This is a genomic window from Novosphingobium sp. FG90 (genome assembly GCF_057808725.1).
This window is the reverse complement of record NZ_JBMDIO010000014.1, coordinates 42490-64299: the sequence shown is the minus strand read 5'-3', so window position 1 is coordinate 64299 and position 21810 is coordinate 42490. Positions and strand designations below refer to the sequence as shown.

The 21810-nt window shown below is 63.2% G+C and carries 26 protein-coding genes; 9 read left to right on the top strand and 17 right to left on the bottom strand.

Going from position 1 to position 21810, the window contains the following annotated elements; translation table 11 throughout:
• Positions 1 to 166 precede the first annotated feature (166 nt).
• The gene (yghU, locus tag ACODRZ_RS14065; RefSeq protein WP_159832043.1) at positions 167 to 1030 is read right to left on the bottom strand and encodes a glutathione-dependent disulfide-bond oxidoreductase; all 864 of its coding nucleotides are present in this window, start codon (positions 1028 to 1030) and stop codon (positions 167 to 169) included.
• Between the two features lie 247 nt (positions 1031 to 1277).
• Between yghU and ACODRZ_RS14060 the strand changes: the two genes are divergently transcribed.
• Positions 1278 to 2981, top strand: a complete 1704-nt coding sequence (locus ACODRZ_RS14060; protein ID WP_159832042.1) for a cytochrome c biogenesis protein DipZ — start codon at positions 1278 to 1280, stop codon at positions 2979 to 2981.
• Between the two features lie 139 nt (positions 2982 to 3120).
• On the opposite strand, the gene ACODRZ_RS14055 is transcribed toward ACODRZ_RS14060, so the two are convergent.
• Genes ACODRZ_RS14055 through ACODRZ_RS14025 form a run of 7 tightly spaced genes read right to left on the bottom strand, consistent with a single transcriptional unit; the run spans position 3121 to position 7768 of the window.
• Positions 3121 to 4158 carry an LLM class flavin-dependent oxidoreductase gene (locus ACODRZ_RS14055; RefSeq protein ID WP_159832041.1) on the bottom strand — a complete coding sequence of 346 codons (1038 nt, stop codon included), beginning with the start codon at positions 4156 to 4158 and terminating at the stop codon, positions 3121 to 3123.
• The gene (locus ACODRZ_RS14050) at positions 4155 to 5072 is read right to left on the bottom strand and encodes an ATP-grasp domain-containing protein (RefSeq protein ID WP_159832067.1); all 918 of its coding nucleotides are present in this window, start codon (positions 5070 to 5072) and stop codon (positions 4155 to 4157) included. The genes ACODRZ_RS14055 and ACODRZ_RS14050 overlap by 4 nt, the downstream gene beginning before the upstream one ends.
• The gene (locus tag ACODRZ_RS14045; protein WP_159832040.1) at positions 5069 to 5467 is read right to left on the bottom strand and encodes a hypothetical protein; all 399 of its coding nucleotides are present in this window, start codon (positions 5465 to 5467) and stop codon (positions 5069 to 5071) included. The genes ACODRZ_RS14050 and ACODRZ_RS14045 overlap by 4 nt, the downstream gene beginning before the upstream one ends.
• Positions 5457 to 5918 carry a DoxX family protein gene (locus ACODRZ_RS14040; RefSeq protein ID WP_159832039.1) on the bottom strand — a complete coding sequence of 154 codons (462 nt, stop codon included), beginning with the start codon at positions 5916 to 5918 and terminating at the stop codon, positions 5457 to 5459. The genes ACODRZ_RS14045 and ACODRZ_RS14040 overlap by 11 nt, the downstream gene beginning before the upstream one ends.
• Positions 5915 to 6649: an HvfC/BufC N-terminal domain-containing protein gene (locus tag ACODRZ_RS14035; protein WP_159832038.1), complete on the bottom strand. Its 735-nt coding sequence runs from the start codon at positions 6647 to 6649 to the stop codon at positions 5915 to 5917. Before ACODRZ_RS14035 ends, ACODRZ_RS14040 begins: the two co-directional genes overlap by 4 nt.
• The gene (gene bufB, locus ACODRZ_RS14030; RefSeq protein WP_159832037.1) at positions 6642 to 7475 is read right to left on the bottom strand and encodes an MNIO family bufferin maturase; all 834 of its coding nucleotides are present in this window, start codon (positions 7473 to 7475) and stop codon (positions 6642 to 6644) included. Before bufB (ACODRZ_RS14030) ends, ACODRZ_RS14035 begins: the two co-directional genes overlap by 8 nt.
• An 11-nt stretch (positions 7476 to 7486) precedes the next feature.
• Positions 7487 to 7768 (bottom strand): BufA1 family periplasmic bufferin-type metallophore, encoded by a 282-nt coding sequence (locus tag ACODRZ_RS14025; RefSeq protein WP_159832036.1) that lies wholly within the window; start codon positions 7766 to 7768, stop codon positions 7487 to 7489.
• A gap of 241 nt (positions 7769 to 8009) precedes the next feature.
• Here ACODRZ_RS14025 and bufA2 point away from each other — a divergent pair, with 241 nt between their 5' ends.
• Positions 8010 to 8285 carry a BufA2 family periplasmic bufferin-type metallophore gene (gene bufA2 / locus ACODRZ_RS14020; RefSeq protein ID WP_159832035.1) on the top strand — a complete coding sequence of 92 codons (276 nt, stop codon included), beginning with the start codon at positions 8010 to 8012 and terminating at the stop codon, positions 8283 to 8285.
• 167 nt (positions 8286 to 8452) lie between these two features.
• On the opposite strand, the gene ACODRZ_RS14015 is transcribed toward bufA2, so the two are convergent.
• The 3 genes from ACODRZ_RS14015 to ACODRZ_RS14005 are packed head-to-tail and all read right to left on the bottom strand — an operon-like array spanning position 8453 to position 9730.
• On the bottom strand, positions 8453 to 8668 hold the full coding sequence (locus ACODRZ_RS14015) for a hypothetical protein (protein ID WP_201282587.1): 216 nt from the start codon (positions 8666 to 8668) through the stop codon (positions 8453 to 8455).
• A 15-nt stretch (positions 8669 to 8683) separates the two neighbouring features.
• Entirely contained in the window at positions 8684 to 8821 is a 138-nt protein-coding gene (locus tag ACODRZ_RS14010; protein WP_201282586.1) for a hypothetical protein, read from the bottom strand.
• A 30-nt stretch (positions 8822 to 8851) separates the two neighbouring features.
• The gene (locus tag ACODRZ_RS14005) at positions 8852 to 9730 is read right to left on the bottom strand and encodes an SDR family oxidoreductase (protein WP_159832034.1); all 879 of its coding nucleotides are present in this window, start codon (positions 9728 to 9730) and stop codon (positions 8852 to 8854) included.
• 117 nt (positions 9731 to 9847) lie between these two features.
• Here ACODRZ_RS14005 and ACODRZ_RS14000 point away from each other — a divergent pair, with 117 nt between their 5' ends.
• Positions 9848 to 10717, top strand: a complete 870-nt coding sequence (locus ACODRZ_RS14000; RefSeq protein WP_159832033.1) for a LysR family transcriptional regulator — start codon at positions 9848 to 9850, stop codon at positions 10715 to 10717.
• Between the two features lie 341 nt (positions 10718 to 11058).
• On the opposite strand, the gene ACODRZ_RS13995 is transcribed toward ACODRZ_RS14000, so the two are convergent.
• From ACODRZ_RS13995 to ACODRZ_RS13980, 4 genes are all read right to left on the bottom strand, one after another.
• Complete coding sequence (locus tag ACODRZ_RS13995) at positions 11059 to 11700, bottom strand: NrsF family protein (RefSeq protein WP_159832032.1); 642 nt, start codon at positions 11698 to 11700, stop codon at positions 11059 to 11061.
• Positions 11690 to 12226 carry a sigma-70 family RNA polymerase sigma factor gene (locus tag ACODRZ_RS13990; protein WP_159832031.1) on the bottom strand — a complete coding sequence of 179 codons (537 nt, stop codon included), beginning with the start codon at positions 12224 to 12226 and terminating at the stop codon, positions 11690 to 11692. The genes ACODRZ_RS13995 and ACODRZ_RS13990 overlap by 11 nt, the downstream gene beginning before the upstream one ends.
• Before the next feature lie 177 nt (positions 12227 to 12403).
• Positions 12404 to 13342 carry an AraC family transcriptional regulator gene (locus ACODRZ_RS13985; protein WP_159832030.1) on the bottom strand — a complete coding sequence of 313 codons (939 nt, stop codon included), beginning with the start codon at positions 13340 to 13342 and terminating at the stop codon, positions 12404 to 12406.
• Positions 13343 to 13621: 279 nt separating this feature from the next.
• Complete coding sequence (locus ACODRZ_RS13980; RefSeq protein WP_488971406.1) at positions 13622 to 14962, bottom strand: NAD(P)/FAD-dependent oxidoreductase; 1341 nt, start codon at positions 14960 to 14962, stop codon at positions 13622 to 13624.
• A gap of 188 nt (positions 14963 to 15150) precedes the next feature.
• Between ACODRZ_RS13980 and ACODRZ_RS13975 the strand changes: the two genes are divergently transcribed.
• Genes ACODRZ_RS13975 through ACODRZ_RS13960 form a run of 4 tightly spaced genes read left to right on the top strand, consistent with a single transcriptional unit; the run spans position 15151 to position 18388 of the window.
• The gene (locus ACODRZ_RS13975; RefSeq protein WP_488971407.1) at positions 15151 to 16440 is read left to right on the top strand and encodes a porin family protein; all 1290 of its coding nucleotides are present in this window, start codon (positions 15151 to 15153) and stop codon (positions 16438 to 16440) included.
• 36 nt (positions 16441 to 16476) lie between these two features.
• On the top strand, positions 16477 to 16755 hold the full coding sequence (locus ACODRZ_RS13970; RefSeq protein ID WP_488971408.1) for a BufA1 family periplasmic bufferin-type metallophore: 279 nt from the start codon (positions 16477 to 16479) through the stop codon (positions 16753 to 16755).
• Complete coding sequence (bufB, locus tag ACODRZ_RS13965) at positions 16755 to 17600, top strand: MNIO family bufferin maturase (RefSeq protein ID WP_488971409.1); 846 nt, start codon at positions 16755 to 16757, stop codon at positions 17598 to 17600. Before ACODRZ_RS13970 ends, bufB (ACODRZ_RS13965) begins: the two co-directional genes overlap by 1 nt.
• A complete protein-coding gene (locus ACODRZ_RS13960; protein WP_488971410.1) occupies positions 17597 to 18388 on the top strand; it encodes an HvfC/BufC family peptide modification chaperone in 792 nt (263 codons plus the stop codon). The genes bufB (ACODRZ_RS13965) and ACODRZ_RS13960 overlap by 4 nt, the downstream gene beginning before the upstream one ends.
• Positions 18389 to 18413: 25 nt before the next feature.
• On the opposite strand, the gene ACODRZ_RS13955 is transcribed toward ACODRZ_RS13960, so the two are convergent.
• Positions 18414 to 19388: an alpha/beta fold hydrolase gene (locus ACODRZ_RS13955; protein ID WP_488971411.1), complete on the bottom strand. Its 975-nt coding sequence runs from the start codon at positions 19386 to 19388 to the stop codon at positions 18414 to 18416.
• A gap of 278 nt (positions 19389 to 19666) precedes the next feature.
• Here ACODRZ_RS13955 and ACODRZ_RS13950 point away from each other — a divergent pair, with 278 nt between their 5' ends.
• Positions 19667 to 20299, top strand: a complete 633-nt coding sequence (locus tag ACODRZ_RS13950; protein ID WP_488971412.1) for a glutathione S-transferase family protein — start codon at positions 19667 to 19669, stop codon at positions 20297 to 20299.
• Between the two features lie 47 nt (positions 20300 to 20346).
• Entirely contained in the window at positions 20347 to 20799 is a 453-nt protein-coding gene (locus ACODRZ_RS13945) for a PaaI family thioesterase (protein ID WP_488971413.1), read from the top strand.
• Between the two features lie 70 nt (positions 20800 to 20869).
• Here the strand turns inward: ACODRZ_RS13945 and ACODRZ_RS13940 are convergent, their stop codons facing one another.
• On the bottom strand, positions 20870 to 21595 hold the full coding sequence (locus ACODRZ_RS13940; protein ID WP_488971414.1) for a cytochrome c biogenesis CcdA family protein: 726 nt from the start codon (positions 21593 to 21595) through the stop codon (positions 20870 to 20872).
• Positions 21596 to 21810 lie beyond the last annotated feature (215 nt).

Here is a 21810-nt window from a genome sequence, read left to right as displayed (position 1 = left end):
CAGTTCGGGTGAGGCTCGGCGCTGGTTACATTGCCATCTTCAAGCCCGCTTTGGTGGAGAGCCGAAATGCTTCCGTGACATCCGGCCAGCGACTATCGGACGCCGGGCGAGCTGCGGGGAATCGACAGGGGGGACGACCGCTCGATCGCTGATCCGCCGAGGAACATCAGGCGGCGAAATCACCTGCTTTGTGGCGCTCAGGCAGCTGCGCTTCAGGAGGGCCGAAGGTGGTGTTCACCCGCCGCCCTCTCTTGACCGCTGGTCGACTGGCGATTTGCTCGACCCAGCGTGCGAGATGCTCGTACTCTGCGACATTCAGAAATTCCTGGGCGCTGTAGGCGCTGGTCATGATCGCGCCGTACCACGGCCAGATCGCGATATCCGCGATCGTATATTCGTCGCCGATGACAAACTCACGGGTCGCCAGATGGGTGTCGAGCACGTGAAGCTGCCGCTTCGTCTCCATCGCGTAGCGATCGATCGCATATTCGATCTTGAGAGGTGCGTAGGCATAGAAATGGCCGAAGCCGCCGCCAACGAACGGTGCCGACCCCATCTGCCACATCAGCCAGTTCATCGTCTCGGCCCGCTTGTAGTGCTCGGTGGGCAAGAAGGCGCCGAACTTTTCGGCGAGGTAGAAGAGAATCGACCCGCTCTCGAACAACCGGGTCGGCGGGTTCGTGGAATGGTCCATCAATGCCGGGATTTTGGAGTTCGGGTTGATGTCGACGAACCCACTGCCGAACTGGTCGCCGTCGCCGATCTTGATGAGCCACGCATCATATTCAGCACCGGCATGACCCATCGCGAGCAGCTCCTCGAGCATGATCGTGACCTTCTGTCCGTTTGGCGTGCCGAGTGAGTAGAGCTGCAAAGGGTGTTCGCCCACGGGCAGGGCCTGTTCGTGGGTTGACCCCGAAACGGGGCGGTTGATGCTGGCGAACTGGCCGCCGTTCGCCTTGTCCCATGTCCAGATCTTCGGTGGCACATATCCGCAAGGCAGGTTGTCGGCGCCGTCGCTCATTGTCATCTCCCGTAATATCCATCGCGAGCCGAGGCATGGCGCTGATCATCGGGACGGGCAGGGGCTAATTCAACCACCGCTTCACCCATAACCTGCGCACCCGCCAAGAAGTCTCGTTCGGGTTCGCTCGACGGCTCCTGGCCGTTACAATCCTGGTGGCGACGGCTTGGCCGTTCGCGACAGCCTGTAACCGCTCTCCATCCGCGAACGGATATCGTACAGTTCCTCTCCTCCAATAGGTCGGCTCCTCGGCATGTTTCTTGTTCTCCTCGCCTATCTCGGCGGCGCGCTGACGATCATCAGTCCCTGCATCCTGCCCGTCCTGCCTTTCGTATTTGCCCGTGCCGGACGACCGTTTCTCACCAACGGCCTGCCGATGCTGGTCGGGATGGCGCTCATGTTCGCGATCGTCGCCTCGCTCGCAGCGCTCGGTGGCGGCTGGATCGTCACCGCAAACCAATATGGCCGCGGTGTCGCACTCCTGCTTCTCGCGGGCTTTGGCGTGACGCTGCTGTTTCCCGCGTTGGCCGACCGGCTGACGCGGCCGATCGTCCAAATAGGGAACCGGCTGTCCCAGGGCGCCGGGGATGCGACCGGGATTATTCCGTCGGTACTTCTCGGGATAGCGACCGGCCTGCTCTGGGCGCCATGCGCCGGTCCGATCCTTGGTCTCGTCCTCACCGGTGCGGCACTGCAGGGACCGAGCGCGACCACGACCCTGCTGTTGCTCGCTTATGCCGCCGGCGCCGCCACGTCGCTCGGGCTGGCGCTGCTGGTGGGCGGCGGTCTGTTCAAGGCCATGAAGCGTTCGCTCGGGGTCGGCGAATGGATCCGCCGCGCCGCCGGCGGTGTGGTCCTGTTGGCGGTCGTTGCGATCGCGCTGGGCGCGGACACCGGCTTTCTGTCGCGCGTCTCGCTTGCCGGTACCAACTCGGTCGAGCAACGCCTCCTCGATCGCTTTGGGATGAGCCGCCCGGCGGAGCAGAACGACGAGACCCTCGCGGTGGAGGGAACGTTGCCCCCACTTTCGGGGGCCGTGACCTGGCTGAATTCGCAGCCGCTCGATGCAAAGGCGCTCAAGGGCAAGGTCGTTCTGGTCGACTTCTGGACCTATTCCTGCATCAACTGCCTGCGCTCCCTACCCTATGTCCGGGCATGGGCGGAGAAATATCGTGACCAGGGCCTCGTGGTGATTGGCGTTCACACGCCGGAATTCGCTTTCGAGCGCGACACCGCAAACGTCAGGAAGGCTCTGGGTGATCTCGGCATCACCTATCCGGTCGCCGTCGACAACAATTATGCGATCTGGCGAGCCTTCGACAATCATTACTGGCCAGCGCATTACTTCATCGACGCGCAAGGGCGCATCCGGCACCATCATTTCGGCGAAGGCGACTATGCCGGTTCCGAACGCATCATCCAACGACTATTGGCCGAGGCACATCCGGGCTTCACCGCGAGCGGCACGGTCAAGGTGGAAGGCGCCGGCGTCGAAGCCGCGGCTGCTGCCCAGGATGTGCGCTCGCCCGAGACCTACATTGGCTACGCGCGAGGCGAGCGGTTCGCGTCGGGCAACGTCAGCGAGGATAAGCTGAAGAGCTATTCCTTCGGCACGCTCGCGCTCAACGACTGGGGCCTGTCAGGCAACTGGACCGTGGGGCCGCAGAGCGCCGCACTGGCGAATGCGGGCGGTCGCATCGCCTATCGTTTCCATGCCCGCGACCTGCATCTCGTGCTCGGGACCACAAATGGTCGTCCGGTGCGATATCGCGTCACGATCGACGGCAAGCAGCCCGCGGACAATCACGGCTCGGACGTCAATGCGGCGGGTGAGGGGATTGTCACCGACGTGCGACTGTACCAACTCGTGCGGCAGGGTGGGCCCGTCGCCGACCATGTATTCGAGATCGAGTTCCTCGACCCGGGCGTGCAGGCGTTCAGCTTCACCTTCGGCTAGGTGGGTGCGAGGCTCGGGCATATCAGTGATGCCGGTCGTTCGGCCGGCCCCGCGCCTCATTCCTGTCGTCGTTAGACGCGAAGCCTATACCATGGTCACGATCAGGCGAGCTCGTTTCACGGAATGTGGCGATAGAACGTCAGGCGGGTGCAAGCTCTTGGACGCGGGCCCGGATTACCTGCGACGCGAAGCGTTCCATCTCTTCCCTCTGCGGGCTCATCTGCAAAAGCAGAAGATCAAGACCCGCCGCTTCATATTCCGCGATTCGCTCCCGCAATTGCTCGGGTGTGCCGACGAGATTGGGGCGCAAACCGCGGTTCGAAACCGAATATTCCCGGATCTTCATCTCCCGCTCGAGCTGAGTCCCCGATAGCCATTGATCGAAGTTCGAATATCCGGCAGGCATATCCTTAACGTCGAGAATCCTGTCCAATTCCCGCCTTGCCTCGGCCTCGCTGTCGCGGACGATCGCATAGGCCGCCATACCAAAGGTCATTGGCGAACCGCCTGCGGCCTCGCGCCGCGCCCGTATGTCCGCGATTTTCGGCCGGACGACCTCGACAGGATCGCCGTGCATGACATAGGCGTCGCATTGTTGAGTGATCATCGTCTTCGCGGCCTCGCTTTCGCCGCCCGCATAGAGGATCGGTACGCGGACAGGCTTGGGTGAGCAGATCGCGCCGTCGGTCTGGTAGAACCGGCCGCTGAAGTCGAAACGCTCCTCGGCCCATAACCCCTTGACCACTTCCAGCCATTCGGACGTGCGCGCGTAGCGGTCGTCGTGCTGGTCGAATTGCAGACCATATTGCTTCGCTTCGTCCGCCCACCAGGACGAGACCACATTGAGCGACAACCGCCCGCCGGCAATGCGATCGATGTTGGCGGCGGCCTTGGCGAACAAGGCAGGCTGGTGGAAGTTTGGCCGAACCGCGACCATGATCTCCTGGGTGCGTGTTACCGCTGCAATCGCAGCCGCCGTTGACCAGGCATCCAGGGTCGGTGCCTCGGCACCCTTGATATCGTTGAGATTCAGTTCGGCGATCAGGGTCAGGTCGTAGCCGATCCGTTCGGCCCTGACAGCGAGATCGCGAGAATATTCCCAGCTCGCATCCATGCCCTCATCGGGGACATTGCGCAGCCAGCCGCCGAACACCGGCATCCAATAGCCATATCTCATGCGGGCACCTTTTCGATCAGGGTTTCGAGCCAATCGACCAGTCTCTCGTGCGGATCCCAACCGAGCACGTCGACCGGATTGGCGACGAAGTTCGAGAAGCCGTTGATGTCGTAGAAGCGAGACGTTCCGTCGCGATCGTCGATCATCACCTCGATGCCGCCGATATCAAGTTCAGCCGCCGCCGAGATCCGCTCGGCCGCGTTGATCAGCGCCTGGCTCGGCTTTGCCTCCGTAACGGAAATCGCCGCCTTCCCCGGCGCGGCGACGCACGCGTCGGCCGGGCAGAGATCAAACCCTCCGCCGCCATCGACGTCGATCGCGTAGAGGAACCGGCCAGCCATCGTTTCCAGCCGGGTGATCCGCCCGCCGCGGACTGGTACATATTCCTGAACCAGCCAGACGCGGTCGATGCTATCGGGCACCATGCCTTCGGTCGCCATCTCGGCCAGCTGGTCCAGGGTCTCGTACCGCATGATGCCGGCGCCCGACCCACCGATGTTGGCCTTCACCACGACCGGAAACCGAAGTGTCGCAGCCGCAGCGGCGAGGTCAGCCCTGCGATGCACGATCCGTGTCTCCGGTACCAAAAGGCCGAGATGCGTCATCAGCGAGAGTTGTCGCGCCTTGGAGGCGTCGATCCCCATGATGGCACCGCCGTTGAGCACGCGCGCGCCAGCGTTGCGCCAGTGCGCCATTGCCGCCTGGGCATAGAAGATCGGATGGTCCGGCTCGCGCAGGAAGCTCGACATCGCGATCCGATTGAAAATCAGCGGCGCGGGCACGGAACGATCGGCAGGGTCGAAGATATGACCATCCGCGCCAAGAGCTTCGAAAGAGATGCCTCGCCGATCGAGTTCGGCGAACAGCGGCATGAGCCACTGTGGATGTTCATAGAGCAGCGCGAGAGATGTCATCGGGGTGAAGTTCTCCGGGCAAGCGTCGTGAGGAAGGCGCCGGCGAGGAAAATCGCTGGCGGCACAAACCCGCGGATCGGATCGACATAACCCGGCAATACCACCACCGCGACCCATATCGAATCCGCCCAGCCGGCAACCACCAGATTCAGCCAATAGCCGAGCCGATCGTTGCGCCAGTTTCGCCACAAGCCGACAACCAGCACAAAGAGTGCGATCGTCAGCATGTAGGCGGCCAGCTGATAGAGACGGCCTTGAGCCAGATCCCGCTGGGCCGCGCCCAACCGCCAGATGTCGAGCGCGACCTTGCAATGAAATACGCCCCACGCCGCGTAGCACAGCGCGCCGAACCGGGCGGTCAGAGGTGCGCGATTGTCGCCGTCGTTAAGCGGCATAGTCCTTCACCTGCTCGCCGCGCGGCGGGTCGATACCCAGCAGATAGTCGAGCGAGAACTTGCCGCCGCCACGGAAGATGATGGGGAGCAACAGGCCAGCCCAGCTCAGGTGCGTCGGCCACGCGTCCGGATAGACGAAGACCTCGATCACGGTGGTCATGCCGAGGAGACCGAGAGCCGCTACACGGTTGAAGAGCCCGAGGACCAGCAGGATCGGGAAGAGATGCTCCTGATAGGTCGCCAGATGCGCGGCGTAATACGGCGGGATCAGCGGAATCTTATAGTCGGTTTCGAACAGCGAGTAGGTGCTGTCGGTAATGTGCAGGATGCCATCGACCTTGGTCCGCCCCGACATGAAGAAGACGCCGGCGACGCCGAGACGGGCGACGAGCAGAAGGACCGAGCCGGAAAACCGATCGAGCGTTGCCCCGGCGCGAGCATAGATGTTCATTGCAATTCTCCCTGTTGGTCTTGGGCGGCGAAGGCTCCCGCCCCGAGCAAAGAAGCAAAAATCTGAGCGACGTCGCCGTCTTCGCCGGCGGCACGCGCCGCGGCGTCGGCGAGCGTCGCCCCAGCGAGGAATGCGCGGGTGGGGACGTCGATTGCCCTGACCTCGATTGCGTCCTCGGGACGCGTGATCAGGATGAGCTCCGGTTCCCATATGATGGTTTCGAGGGCGTCCTCGCTCGCTTCCGGCTGATGCGCCAGCCACAGACTGGCCGCTGGAACCAGCGTCTTTGCGGTCCGTGTGGCGGGGTGCCAGCGCAGCGGCGCCTCAGGGTTCATCCCGCTCGCGAGCGCACTCGGATCGAGTACGTGGGCGTCGGCCGCGAACAGCGCTTCGACGACCAGCCTCTCGACCGACGCCACGTCGCCGAGATAGGGTGCCTCGGCAAAAGCGGCCCATGCGTCTACGAAGCGCGGAAAGCGATCTCCATAAAGGCAGAGTCGGGCTTCGGCGGGCGGCACGGCGTCGACATAGGAAGACGCGCACGCCGCAAAGGCGTCCTCTCCGACAAGGGCTGCCACAACCGGGAAGTTGGCGAACAAGGCATCACGCGCCGCCTTGCTCGCGGTGTTGCGATGGATGGTGAGCGCGCGACGGATAGCAGAATCCGCGACCGTGTCCGGAGCAGCCAGCATAGCGCCGAACGCTTGCTGGAAATCGGCAGCGTCAAGCATCGACAGGCATCCGCTCGACGAGGAGGCGATGGGCACGATCGCGCTCACTCATCAACTCGGGAAAAGGAGGGATGTCGTCGTCGCGCTCGATGAGCGTCGGCCGGGCGCCTATACGTGCGATCAGCCGTTCATAGAGTCTCCAGACCGGGTCGGCGATCGGCGCGTCGTGGCTGTCGATCAGCAGCCCGCTCTCTCGATCGGGGTCGGGCCGATGTCCGGCAAGATGGATCTCGCCCACGATCTCCGCCGGTATCGCATCGATCCGTGCCTCGGCGGAAAAGCGAAGATTCGACGCGCTGACGTAGATGTTGTTCACATCGACCAGCAAACCGCACCCGGTGCGCCGGGCGAGTTCGGCCAGGAACGCCGCTTCGTCCATCTCATGACCGGACAGGTCGACATAGAGCGAGGGATTCTCGACCATGATCGCGCGCCCGAGGGCATCCTGAACCCGCGAAACATTGCCCGACGTAATGTCGAGCGCTTGCCGCGTGCGCGGGAAGGGGAGGAAGTCGGAATGGTGCGCGCCCTCCCACTTCTGCCAGGCCAGATGATCTGACACGGCGGCCGGACGAATGAGATCCGCGAGGGCGCGAAGGCGGCTCAGATGTTCCACCGATGGCGGCTCGATAGAAGCCAGCGACAGCCCGACGCCGTGAAGGGAGATCTGAAAACGCTCGGCAAGAGCGACGAGCGCGCGGAGCCGCGGCCCGCCGTCCACCATATAGTTCTCAGCGTGCACCTCGAACCACAGGCCCGGGTTTCGCGCCGTCAGCGCTTCATCGAGATGCTCGAGCTTGAAGCCCAGGCCTGCAGTCATGGTCATCACGGCGATCCTCAGGCCTTGGGCGTCAGCGAGCCCAGGCCCTTGGGCGTCTTGATCTTGGCGCAGGTGCCGGCCGGTACGAGCTTCCAGGCATCCTTCTGATAGTCGATCTTCGAGGTGCCCGCACAGGTCGTGCCAGCGCCGGCCTTGCAGTCGTTCTTGCCGGCCTTGGCGACGCCGTAGCACTTCTCCATCGGCTTGCTGGCCTGGGCGTGCGCGGCGGTCGTGACACCGGCGGTGAGGGAAGCCAGCAGCAGGGCGCTGACGGCGGCGGTAGCGGAACGGGTTTTCATCGTGACAGTCTCCTTCGATCAGCCTCGCGTGCGGCGACCCGTCCGGTATGGGCGGGCGCCGCACGGTGGTCCGGGAGGCTGATGAAAGCGGACCACGCAACCGGGTCCGTTCCAACTGCGCAGTCGGTTACAGCAGGCGGCACAAGAAGATTTTGTCGGCCGCTGTAACCGTCCGCCGATCGCGGTCGAAATGCCGGGTGCCAGTCGGCAAAACCTCCACACTCTATTTCAGGAGTCACCAATGAAGACTTTCAAGACCGGCGCCGCCATCGCCTCCGCCGCCGCAATGCTCGCCCTGTCGGGCCTCGCCACCACGGCGCCCGCGCATGCCGCCGGCGCGAAGGCCGCCAAGGTGCAGCCCTGCTACGGTGTCAATTCGTGCAAGGGCCAGTCGGACTGCAAGTCGGGCAACCATGACTGCAAGGGCCAGAACGACTGCAAGGGCCAGGGCTTCAAGGATCTCACCACCAAGGCCTGCGCGGCGCAGGGCGGCAGCCTCACCCCGAAGGCCGGCTGAAGCCGATCATCGCTCGAACCCTGGTTCGAGCGAAATGTACCTCGCACCGCCCGTCAGGTCGAACCTGGCGGGCGGCGCATTTTTGACCTTTTAGCCCCCACTACGCTACTGGCACCCGACGATCGATGGACAAGGGCTGAGGGACGAGCCAGCCCGGCCGCTGGCCTTCAGCTCTGCACGAGTTGGCGCGCAGCCGCTTCGGCGGTGTTTTCGGGCCGCGTGTTGAAGGCGACTGCAGTGTGGACGAGGTTGACCACCATCTCGAACAAGCCGAGGCTCTTGGGCGGCAACCTCAAGCCGCCCCCAACAACCACACAATCGTAAGCCGCGCCGCGGAGCGTCGCCTCTAGCATGGCGTCACCCGCGGCGTCGGGCGTGATCATGCAGGTGTCGCCCTGTCATCCGCGCTCGCGGATCTTTGCGACCGCGACGGCGATGCCGGCGTTGATTTTGTCGGCGTCGAAGCCAGACGGCAACGCCGGGTCCGAGAAATCGACCGTTTCGGGCCTCTGGCCGACGGACAGGATACGGGCCATGGGAAGTCTCCTTGAAGGTTCGTTCTGGACTCAGGCTGCCGCCCACGCGGCGGCGGCAGCTTCGGCGAAATCGCGATACGAACGCGGCGCGTGACCGAGCAGGGTCGCGAGGCGCGCGATCTCGCCGTCCGTGGCGATCGCACCGTCCTGCTGATAGCGACGCATCATCAGCCGCATGTCATAGGCGAGCCACGACGGCCCAAAAGATTTCAGCCGCTGTTCCAGCGCATCCAGATCGTTGCCGGCATAGCCGATCGGCCGCCCGAGCACGTCGCTCCACAGGGCGGAGATCGTCGTGCCGGTGAGCACATCGGGGCCAACCAGTTCATAGGTCTCCTGGGGCAGCGGCGCATCCGCGCGCTCGCGGCGCAGCAGTTCCTTCGCGGCCGCCTCGCCGATGTCGCGGATATCGACCATCGAAATGCCCTTTCCGCCGATCGGCATCCCGTAGACTCCGCCGCCCAGGAGCGCGTCCTTCTGCCGCAGGTCGTTCTGGATGAAATAGGCCGGGCGCAGGATCGTGACGGGCAGCCCTGCGGCATGGATCATGCGCTCGAGGGTCATCTTGCTCGCAAAGTGCGGCACGTCGGCATAGTCCTCGCCCTTGAACACCGACAGATAGACAACGCCCTTCACACCGGCGGCGCGCGCCGCGTCGAGCGTCAGCATCGCCTGTGTCAGTTCATCGGGTACGTTCGGCGCGAGCAGAAACAGCGTGGTCACGCCGTGCAGCGCGGCGCGTACGCTCTCGATATCCGAGAGGTCGCCTCGCACGGCGATGACGCCTGCCGGGAAATGCGCCTTTTCGGGCGTGCGGGTCAGCGCCTGGACTTCGGCGCCGTACCCAACGAGAAATGCCAGCACCTGCGTACCGATGGTGCCAGTGCTGCCAGTTACCAATATCGTCATGTCGTATCTCCTTGATCGTCGAGACGACCTCGTTGTCACTGGATGCAAGATAGACGTTCCGAATGAGCGAAGAAGATGGCATGATCGGGACATATCGTCTCGATAATGGAACATCCTATGGACCTCGCGGCTCTTGCTGACTTCAACCTTGTCGCCTTGCATGGCGGCTTCGGTCTCGCCAGTCGGGCGGCGCAGCGCCCCAAGGCAACGCTGTCGCGCAAGGTCGCCGAGTTGGAAGCCTATCTGGGCGTTCGATTGATCGACCGCGGCTCGCGGGCGCTGCGCCTCACGCCGGAGGGACGCGCGCTGCACGACCGCACCCAAGGCCCGCTCGCCGAGATCGGCGAGGCCGAGCAGGCGGTCTCCTCGGGCGCGTCCGTGCCACGCGGGACGCTCCGGATCAGCGCCCCGATCGTGTTCGCGCATGTCATGCTGCCGCGCGTCGCCGCCGATTTTGTTCAGGCCTATCCGCACGTCGCGCTCGAGATCGTCGCAGAAGATCGCAAGGTCGATCCGGTCGAGGACAATTACGATCTGGTAATCCGCATCAACCCGGATCCTGACGAGCGTCTGGTCGGGAGACGGATCCTCGAAGATGAACGCCTTTTGGTAGCATCGCCAGAGGTGCCAAACGCATTCCTGATTGATCAAGCAGGCGCCGACTTCGCAGTAGCTGCGGTAGGGCATATTGCTACGTCCGCCGACGCGGTCTGGCGGATCAGGACTGACCAGGGTGTGCGCGAGTTCTGCCCGCAGATGCGGTTGCGATTCTCTTCCTTCCTGATGGTGCAGGATGCGGTGCTCGCGGGCGCGGGCGTGGCCCTCATGCCGAAACTGTTGGTGACGCAGAACATCGCTACGGGCAGGCTGGTCGCTTGGGGAGTCGACGACGGACCGAAGGTTGAAATCTGGGCACTCCAAAACTCTCGCCGCCTGTCGAGTTCCAAGATCCGCGCCTTTCTCGATGTCCTGACGTCGATCGCATAGGCGGATAAGCCCGGTTTCTGGCACCCACCGGACGCCCCGAAACCGCAACGAGTGGGCGCTATCCAACCGGCAGCTTCGCGGCGCGGCGACGATCGCGCTTGTCAGACCGAGACGTTCGCGCCGGCACAGATGAACGTCCTGGTCAGGTCGCGAGCCGTCGGCGGGCGCAGCCGGGCCGGACGGCCCGCCGTAGGCCCTTGTGTCGCCAAAACCGGTCTGGGCGGAATCCACCAAACCCGGTCCTTCCCATCAGGTCGATGGTGATGGCCCGCCTCTGGCGGAAATTCAAACTGGCCCGCTACCTTCCGGCCCAGTTTCTGGCAAATAGACCGCTCCGGATGTTACCAGCGGGCAACCCGCGGCAATATCAACCGAGCAAGGCCGACAACGATAGCGCAGCCCAAGCAATACCACACGACGATATAGAACGGATCGTCGCTGGGGCAGTGAAATGCGAACACGAATGCACCCCATGTCGCTGCTCCGGCGCCGGCTGCCAAAGCGCTCCCCGATCCATCGGTTGGAGCGCCCGACCGCATGAGGATCCCCAAGGCGATCAACGGAGGTATTGAGAGAGCCGTCATCGTCGCGAGACACTCGACGCCCATCTGCCAACTTAGCCGGTCAAGCAGTACCTGCAGGCCCGCGCTGCTGAGGTCGATAACCCACCCGAGAAGCAAAGTAACGACAGCGAGCGTGGCCCAAAGACGCAGCCCCCGGCGTGGCGATGCCGAAGGCTCGAACGACTGGATCGCCACGAACGTGCCTGTGATTGCCAGGATGGCGAGCGAACCCAGCTTCCACCAGAACGCGGTAACGCTCATTGCCGCACCGATGTCCGGACGCATCGTGCCTAGCGCCAGAAACGCGGCGAGTTCGATCGCGGCAAGGCCAAACAAACAAGCCCCTTGCCGGAGCGGATTCCGGCGCCGGACGGGCCGTAATTCTCCAACCAGCGTCTCGATTAACGATTCATTCGACATCGGCCTGCTTCTGAACCATGGCCGCTAGACGCGCCAGTCCCCGGTGGATATTCACCTTGATGAGCGACCCTGACTGCCCGGTCTTTGCCGACGCTTCCTCGACCGAATATCCTTCGATCTTTACAAGCCGGATCGCTTCGGCCTGGGCCGGCTTGAGCTCGCCGAGTAGTTCCCCGAGGACCACCGAACTCGTCACCGCGCTCTCATGATCCCCTACGGCTATCTCCTCGGGGAGTTCCTCGGTCGCCGATCGTCCCATCGCCCGCAAACGATCGATCCACTTGTAGCGGGCTACTGCGATCAGCCAGGGTTTGAAGGGGCGTTCCGGATCATATGTGTGCCGCTTCTCATGAATCGCGATGAGTGTATCCTGCACTGCGTCTTCGACAAATGCTGGCGGTAGCCGCCGTGCATAAAAGCGATTAAGCCACCGGCGGAGTTCATCAAGCAACTGCCGGTATGCCGCGGCCTGCCCCTCCTGGGCTGCGGCCATCAGGCGGCCCCACTCATTTTCGGCAATCCTCATCGACCCCGCCACCCTGAGGCTGATGACTTCAGCTTCATGCCTCGGACGCGCCTGGGGAGTCGGGTACCGCACGAAGCGTGTTTCGACGCAGATCGCGATCCGGTTACAGGTCTCCCCATATTTGGCGGTACCGAGTGATACAGCCCTTTCATGCCACCGGTCGCCACAGTGCAACGCTCACGCATCGGCCAGTTCCTTGATCGGATTATCGCGGCGCATGCGGCTCGGATCGACGCCAAAGGTGTTTCGGAACGCGCGGCTAAAGTGGCTTCGACTTGCAAAACCAACCTGTGCGGCGATCGTCGCAACCGGCAGTTCGGTCGACATCAGCAAATCTCGCGCTTTCGTAAGGCGGGTGCGCGCAACGAACTCCATCGGCGGCAATCCGATTGTCGCGGCGAAGACCTTCGCGAACTTCGACCTGCTCATTCCCGCGGTTCGGGCGAGGTCGTTCAGGGTATGATTTGCCGACGGCGTCTCAACGACCGTTGCAAGAGCGCGCGCGAGCGACGGCCGCTCGAAAAGGCCCGGAAGAACCCGTTCCGAACCGTTGTGCTCCGCGTAGCGTCGAAGCGCCTTCACCAGGCAGGCCTTCATCAGCGATCCGACAAGCGCTCTTGACCCCAGCGAGGTCACATTAATCTCGCGAAGGATTTCTCCGAAGGCGACATGCACCATCGAATCGCCCGATAGATCGCAGCAGATCGGCACCTCAAGGCCGTCGAACGGTCCGAAGGAGCCCCCCACATCGGCCTTAATTTGTCCGCACGCGACCAGTACGGTGCCGGGTGCGCCGCGCCTTGCGTCAAACAGCAGTAAGCCATCGGGTCGCGTGCTGCAGGTTTCTGCTGGCGTGAATAACTGCGACGCAGTTGGTGAGCCCCCCATGACCTGTCTAACGTTGGGTGGGACCAAAACCACACTGCCCGGCGCGAATGCGGCAGCTGGATCGCTGGCGAGGGTAAGATACAAGGTTCCGGAAAGCACGAAGTGGATCTCGATCTCGTCCAACGGCAGAATCTCGATCGCGGAATCGGACGCGAATTCGCACACCGCGAATTCCTTCACGTCAACCGCCAGGGCGGCGAGAATCTGGTCTATGGCCGTATCACTCATGAGACGGCGAACAGTGTGCTCTTTCGTCGTTGCAATTCCAGACGATTCGCAACGCGCCCAAAAATAAGGACGATCCGACACCCGGCAGGACAATATGCGACACCTGTCCCAGCAATCGCAGGTTTCATGCACCGGAACGTCGTGACGGGCTTTCTAATCAGGACCATGCGACGATCAGATCCTACGCCCGGTTGATCGCCGAAACACTTCGCTCGCTCCAAAACGGGGAGGGCCATATGAGGACGCGCTTCCGTGGCGCGAGCGCCTCCGTGACCCTGCTCAGTTGCGCGGGCTCTCGGGGCTACCGTGCTGATCCCTCGCATCGATGGCTAGACCCGTGATGAGCCGGGCGCCGCGCTCGAAGGTCAGATAATTCCAGAGCCAGTTCGCGCCCACCACGATCCGGTTCCGGAATCCGACCAGAAAATAGATGTGGGCGGTCGACCAGAAGAGCCAGGCGAGGAAACCGGACAGGCGCAACCAACCGAAATCGACCACCGCCCGCTTCCTGCCGATCGTCGCGAGGCTGCCAAAATGGCGATACCGGAACGCGACCGGTCGGCGCCGGAATCCGAGTTCGGCCAGCAAGTGCCGCGCCGCATAACTTCCCTGTTGCTTCGCCGCAGGCGCAATCCCAGGAACCGGCGCGCCATTGGCGCCGGTGACGGCGGCCGTATCGCCGATCACATAGACGCCGTCGCAACCGCCGGCCCGAAGATGCCCGTCGACAATCACCCGGCCTGCACGATCGGCTTGGGCACCCAACCAGCGCGCGGCGGGCGATGCCATGACGCCGGCCGCCCAGATGATCGTGGCCGAGCGGATCAACTCGCCATTCACGACCGCTCCTGTCTCGTCGATCCCAGTCACGCGACCACCCAGCCTGACCTCTACACCGAGCTTCATGAGCACATCCCGGGCGGCCTCGCTCAGCTTCTCGGGGAAGGCGGCAAGCAGCCGTGTCCCTGCTTCGATCAGAATGATGCGCACGCAACGTCGGGTGACGAAGCGAAAGTCCATTTCAGCGGCGTGGCGCGTCAGCTCGGCGACCGCGCCAGCCATCTCCACGCCAGTGGGGCCGCCGCCAATGATTAAGAAGGTAAGGAACTCCGATCGTTCTTCCAGATTTTCTTGGCGATTGGTTTCGGCCCGCTCCAGCGAGAGAAGTATCCGCCGCCGCACGTGCAGCGCGTCATCGATCGTCTTGATGCCCGGCGCGTGCCTGGCCCACTCATCGTTGCCGAAATAGCTGTGCGTCGCGCCAGTCGCGAGGATCAGCGCGTCGTAGGCGAGGCTCGCGCCGCTTGCGAGGCTCACCACCTTGTTGTCGCGATCGATCGCGTCGACCCGGTCAAGCAGAACACGCGTGCGCTTCTGTTTCTTGACGATGGATCGGACAGGCGCGGCCACATCGGCCGGCGACAGTCCTGCGGTGGCGACCTGATAGAGGAGCGGTTGGAACAGGTGGTGGTTCTGACGATCGATGATCGTTACATCGACATCATACCGTGCCAGTTCCTTCGCTGCCGCGAGCCCAGCAAAGCCGGCGCCGACGATCACAATATGGGGAGCGGGCGGGGCGTTCGAGCCCTCGCGCAGCAAGCTCTGCGTCGACTTCACGGGCAACCTCCATGGAATGAAGTAACGCTCCGAGTTCGACCGATCAGGGCGGTAGGTTACGAGGCGGACGAAGATCGACGACCTAGCCATTGAACTCGAGCTTGCGCGACACCAGCCTTCATCGTGCGACCGCACCCTTTTTTCCTTGGCCTTGTAACCTTTCAATCTCCGTCGCGAACATCAGGAGGATGCGCTCTCGATTCCTCCCCCTGTTCGGCCCGCTGCCTATCTGTATCGGCGGTATCGGTATTGCCCTGGCCTTCCCAACGGCTGCCTTCGCGCAGGCGGCGGCGCCCGGACAGTTCGCCCTGAAGCTCAGCGGCTACGCGAATGCCAGTGGCGCTGAGCCGGCATCGCAGGCCGACGCCGGCGGCGGCGGGCTCGGCGAGACGGAAGTCGAGCTGACACCGCAGTATCGCACCGCGTCAGGAACGGTCTTTGCTGCGCGCGGCGTTGCCAACGTACAGGGCGTCGCGAGCAATCCCAACAGCGCCTATCGTGCTTCGGTCCCCGAGCTCAGCGTGTTCGCGATCGGCGACTTTGGGCGGATCGAACTGGGCGAGCGCGCAGGCTTCCCTCAGAGCCTGGTCGGATTCACGCCTTCCGAGATCGCCTTCACCACACCGGGTTTCGGGCCGGAATCAGGGGCCAGGCTCGATCCAAATGGTGGCTTGCCGACGAGCTTCCTTCCAAGGGGGCTGGCCTCCAGGATCAACTCGCTCACCTATCTCGGCTACGCAGCGCGCTTCTACAATGATTCATCGCCCAAGATCATCTACCTGACGCCTCGCACGCGCAGCGGCTTTTATGGCGCCATTTCCTATACGCCCAGCACGGTCCGACCCGCCGGCTTCACGCTTGCCGACGGCAGCCGAGTACGAAGCGGCGACATCGAAGGGGCGATAGCGCCTCCTCGTTTCCATGACGTAGTGCAGGCCGCCCTGGTGTGGAATCATCGAACCGAAGCGGTGGATCTATCGATCGGCGCTACCTATTCGCATGCCAATGTTGGCGCCTCGATCACGCCCAACAACCTGCAGCGTTCGTCGGACTCGATCAGCGGCGGATTGAGTGCGACAATTCGCGATACCTGGTCGCTCGGAATCAGCGCTACCTATGACGGTCTGTCGCGGTCGCCGGATCCGGTCTCCGGCACCCGCCAGGCGACGCGGCCGTTCGGGGTCGTTGCAAGCGCGGACTATGTGGGTGGCCCCTGGACGGTCGGCGGCTATTACCAGCACGCGACGGCTGACAGCCAGACGCTCGTTCCGGTGCGCGATACGGTCGATATCGGCGAGTTCGGCGCATCCTACCTGCTCGATCGCAATCATGACCTGCTGGGACAGGGCTTCCACACCGACGTGAAGCTGTTCGCCAGCGTCTATCTCTACCGTTTCTCGGCGGACGCGGCCGAGACCGATCGCTCTCACCAGTCCGGTCAGGTGTTCCTCGCGGGTGCGCGCTTCTCTTTCTACTGACCGGGATATCGTCGACCACACACACGGAGAATGGCAATGACCAAGACAACGACCATCGTCAGCGCGGCGGGGCTGCTCGCCGCGGTGTCGCTGGCGGCGAATGCCGCACACGGCCAGGTGAATGTTCCCAAGCCCACCTACAAGTTTGAAAAATGCTACGGCGTCGCCAAGGCGGGCGAGAACGATTGCTTTGGACCAGCCAATTCGTGCGGCGGCACCTCGAAGGTCGACCGTCAGGCCGACGCCTGGGTCTATGTTCCAGCCGGAACATGCAAGAAGATCGCTGGCGGCTCGACAGGACCTTCCAAATCCTGATGTCGGCCGCGCCCGGCGATGCCTGGGTCGGGATCGGGCTGCGCGGTCCTTATCACGCCGCGTTTCTCGAGCCCGGCCGGCAGCCCGGCGTCGACTGGCTGGAAGTGCACGCCGAGAACTATTTCGATCGCGGGGGCCCGCGCTACCATGCCCTTCGCGAGATCGCCGATCGCTATCCGATAAGCGTTCATGGCGTCGCGCTATCGCTGGGTTCGGCCGAACCTATCGACACTGATCATCTGGAGCGGCTGCGCGCTCTTGCTGCGGACATTGGTGCCTGCCGCGTCTCCGAACATCTCGCCTGGAGCCGGAGCGGAGGGGTCTATTTCAACGATCTTCTGCCCCTGCCGCTCTCGCTCGATGCGCTCGATGTCGTTTCGCGGAACGTCGATCGGGCTCAGCGGCATCTTGGCCGGCCCATTCTGATCGAGAATCCGTCCGGCTATCTCGATCTTCCAGGTTCGGTGATGAGCGAGGGCGTTTTCCTCGCTCGACTGGTTGAGCGCACGGGCTGCGGGTTGCTGGTGGACGTCAACAATCTCTTCGTCAGCTCCCGCAACCTTGCGCGCGATTGGGGAGAGTGGCTCGACCAAATTCCGGTCGATGCGATCGGGGAGGTGCATCTCGCCGGCCACGAAGCTGATGCCGACGGCAGCGGCCTCCTCATCGATACGCACGGATGCGCGATCGCCGAGCCGGTCTGGGCGCTCTACGAATCGCTCGTCGCACTGGTCGGCCCGCGTCCCACTATCATCGAACGCGACTGCAACTGGCCTCCGCTGGAAATGCTGCTCGACGAAGCGGGCCGGGCGGCACGCATCAACGCCGTCAGCGTGAACGTATGAGCGACGATCTCGCCTCGTTCCAGGCCCGTTTCGCGCGGAATCTGATCGGGGCCGACATGCTTCCGGCCAGCTCGTTTGGCGCCGGCTACGCCGTTCATGCGCGCAACGTCCGCAACTCGGTCGTGACCGCTCTTGAGCAGAGCTTTCCGATCGTCGCACGGCTGGTCGGTCCATCCTTCTTCGACCAGGCCGCATGTCAGTTCGCTGCCGGCCATCCGCCAACGCTGGGCTGGATGTCGGCTTATGGCGCCACCTTCCCGGATTTCCTCGACGGCTACGATGCCGCGGCGTCCGTGCCGTACCTTGCTGACATCGCGCGGATTGAGTGGGCGCGGGTGAAAGCAACCTTCGCCGATGAGGCACCGGGTCTCGAGCTCGACGCGCTCGCGCATCTATCTCCGCCTCAATTGATGGAGCGCCGGATTGCTCTCCATCCGTCCGCAACGTTGATCAATTCGGGCTATCCGATCTACCTGGTCTGGATCTGGCACCAGAACCCAACCAGCGACGAACTGATCGCGAGCACCGATTTCAAGCGAGGTGGGGACGATGTTCTCGTTACCCGGACGAGCGACGGCCAGGCTGCCGTCATCAGGCTGCCACCCGCCGACGCGGCCTTTGTTGCTTCCCTGTCCTCTGGTCAGCCGCTCGGCTCCGCCTGGGCGCTAGCACTGGATGTCGACCACCACTTCGATCTGGCAGCAGCTCTGGCGGAATTGGTCCGCGAATGCGCGCTGGCAGGAGCAACCGATGGTCTCCATCATGCCGAGCGCAGCGTAGACCGATGATCCCGGTGCTACGCTGCTTCGCCGGTCAGGCCCCGAGATGCCGACCAAGAAAGTCCCGGATCCGATCCGCGATCTCTGGACCGTGCGTTTCCAGCGCGAAATGACCGCTGTCGAAGAAATGAATCTCGGCCCCTGGAATGTCACGGGCAAAGGCGCGCGCGCCGGGCGGCAGGAAGTAGGGATCCTTGTCACCCCAGACCGCGAGCAGGGGAGGGCGATAGGCCCGGAAATATGCCTGCCAGGCCGGATAGAGCGCCACGTTGGTGCGATAGTCATAGATGAGATCGAGCTGGATCTCGTCCGCGCCGGCGCGCGCGATATAGGCGGCGTCCAACATATACCCATCCGGCGAGACGCGCGATGCGTCCGCACCATGCACATATTGCTCGTGGATCGCCTCGGGCGTCAGTGCCGCGCGGCACGCCGCTCGATTGGCATCCGTCGGGTTCTCCCAGTAGGTCTGGTAAGGACTCCAGGCCGTACTCAGCCCTTCCTTGTAGGCGTTACCGTTCTGGCTGACGATGGCCGTAACGCGCTCAGGATGGGCGGCCGCGAGCCGGAAACCTGTCGGTGCGCCATAGTCGAAGACATAAAGAGCATATTTGCTGAGTCCCAGCGCCTGCGTGAACTGGTCGACCACCTTGGCCAGATTGTCGAAACTGTACGTGAACTGGCCGCGTGGCGGCGCCTTGGTGAGTCCGAAACCGGGAAGGTCGGGTGCGATCACGCGGAAACGGTCGGCCAGAAGCGGCATGAGGCCGCGAAACATGTGACTGCTGGTCGGGTAGCCGTGGAGCAACAAGAGCACCGGAGCGTCGGGCCGACCCGCCTCACGGTAGAAGATCTCGACGTCTCCTACCTTCTGCGTCCTATACGAAACGTGCTGCACGTCTTGCGAGACAGGCGCGGTCTGAGCTGCCTTGACGGCAGGCACGAGAAACGCTGCACCCGCCGATCCTGCCGCTGCGATCAAGGATTGGCGACGCGTAAAACCTTGCACGATCTATTCCCCTTATTGTCCACGGAGCCATCGGCCAATCCAGGCCAATGCCCTCCGATATTCGAGCCTGCTTCGCTGCAGGTTACAGATTGGATCCCGATTTTAGGGACATCTCGCGACGTACATCTGCACGGTCGTTCGCCTCAGCCTTTCTCCTTCCAGGGGCTAACGACCCATATATCGACCGAGGAAAATATCATGATCCACAAGACGCGCGCCCGATACCTCAGCCGTACCGGTCGGGTTTGTTCGGTGTGCCCCAGCACGGCTTCCCCGCGATGAGCGACGCGACTACCCCGTCCGACCCGGACCTCGAGCTCGTCGGCGCAAAGACGGGAAATTGCATCCGTGCGGCGATCGGCCTCAGCGAGGCCGGCCTGAGATATCGTGTGAGACGCCTCGATTTACAGGCAGGCGAGCAACATGACGACGCACATCTCGCGTTAAATCCGGCGGGCAAAGTCCCTGTCCTCGTCGCCAGCGGCGCGGAACAATGGACGCTAACCCAGTCGAACGCGATCCTGTTCTACGCGGCCGCGCGCGCCCATATTTCTCTCCTGCCTTCGGATGGTGATGCGCGCAATCGGGTTCTGGAAGCGTTCTTCTTCTTCACCCAGGACGTAATCTCGGTGAATGGCGCGGCCTTTCGCCTGAAATCGCGGGGCTGTACCGACGCCTATGAAGCGCTGACCGATGAATACCTTACGGCGCTCCGTGGCGCGGAGCGCTTTCTCTCCGCCAACGGCTTCATGGGCGACGACCGGTTCTCGGTTGCCGATATCGTGGGCTATGCGATCACGCGCGCCGTGGCGGATCATCTGCCATGGCCTAAACTCGAGCGTCTTGCCGGCTGGTACGAAAAGATCGCAGGCCGGTCGGCGGTACAGAGCGGTTTGGCGGCATTCGACTGAGGCGGGCTGTGGCCGTTCATCACATTCACCGCGGAGGAGGAAGCTCCATGAACATTGTCGAGGAAGTCGCCCCAGGGCTCAGTGGGCTCGAAACCTTGCAGGCGCTGATCGCTGCCGGACGGCGACCGCCGATCGCCCAGACACTCGACTTCGATCTGGTCGAGGTAAGCGACGGATGGGCGGTATTCGTCGGAACACCCGGCATTCCAGCCTACAATCCAATCGGCACTGTCCACGGCGGATATGCTGCGACGCTTCTCGATTCAGCCTGTGGATGCGCCGTGCACTCGAAGTTGTCGGCGAGCCAAGCCTACACCACCCTGGAACTGAAGGTCGCCTATCACAAGGCCATCACGGTGAGCACCGGACCTCTGCGCGCCGAAGGCCGTATCCTCTCCTTCGGCCGCCGCGCAGCCTTTGCAGAGGCCAGTCTGAAGGACGCTGCCGGACGGCTCTACGCGACTGCGACATCAACGCTACTGGTGATGGAGCGCCCTTAGCCGGGGTCGCCGCGGTCATCGTCGAGCCCAGGCGTTCGCCACACTCCGATCGGAAGGGATCTTCTCAACGTCAAATGGAAGTCGTCAGGTCGGTGAGCCACTGAGGTGATGCGTTCAGCACGGCACCTTCGATCAGGTGATCGGTGCCGGTCACGATCAGCAGGCCGACTGCAATGATCAGCGCCCCAAGCGCCTTCTTGCCGCCGCTGCCTGCGCTCATCAGCCTGCCGCGCCATCTTGCGATCACGCTGCGCGCGGCAAGCGCGAGGATGAGAAGAACGCTGGCAATGCCGAGGCCAAACGCGGCCATCACCACTCCAACCTCGCCAAGATCCTGACCCTGTGCAGCGAGAACCGTGGCTGCGCCAAGGGTCGGACCGACACACGGGCTCCACACCAGGCCCAGCAGGACGCCGATACCGGCCTGACCGATCAGCCCGAAACGCTCGAGGCCGGCCTGTCGCTGCCCCGCCCAATTGGCGAGCGGTGCGGCGATCCGTTCAGCGAAACGCTGGAAATAGGGAACGATCAGCGCCAGCCCGATCAGTAACAACAGGACAGCACCGACCAGACGCACAACATCACTGTCGATGCCCAGGGCCTCGCCTGCCGTGGCAATGACGAAGCCTGTCGCGGTGAAGGACACTACCAGCCCCGCCGCGAGTGCGAGCGGGCCGAAGCGGTGCTTCTGCGCGGCGCTGCCGAGCACGATCGGCACCAACGGCAGCACGCATGGCGACAAGATCGTGAGTGCGCCCGCGGCATAGGCGAGCAGCGGATTGAAGGCGTTGCTCACGGGCGCACCTGAAAATCGGCGGCGGTGAAGCAAAGGTTCGTAGGGATTAAGAGCATCGCTGGATCCGATCATCCTGTTGAATTACTCGGCGCTTGCGCCGCGATCGGATGTAGTTTCGAGGAACTTCGGTGGTTGGTTACAGACGGGATTGGCTAAGACCGATCGTATATCTCTCAAGAGCCCATTTCACGGGCCGGAGATTATCAGACGGTAAA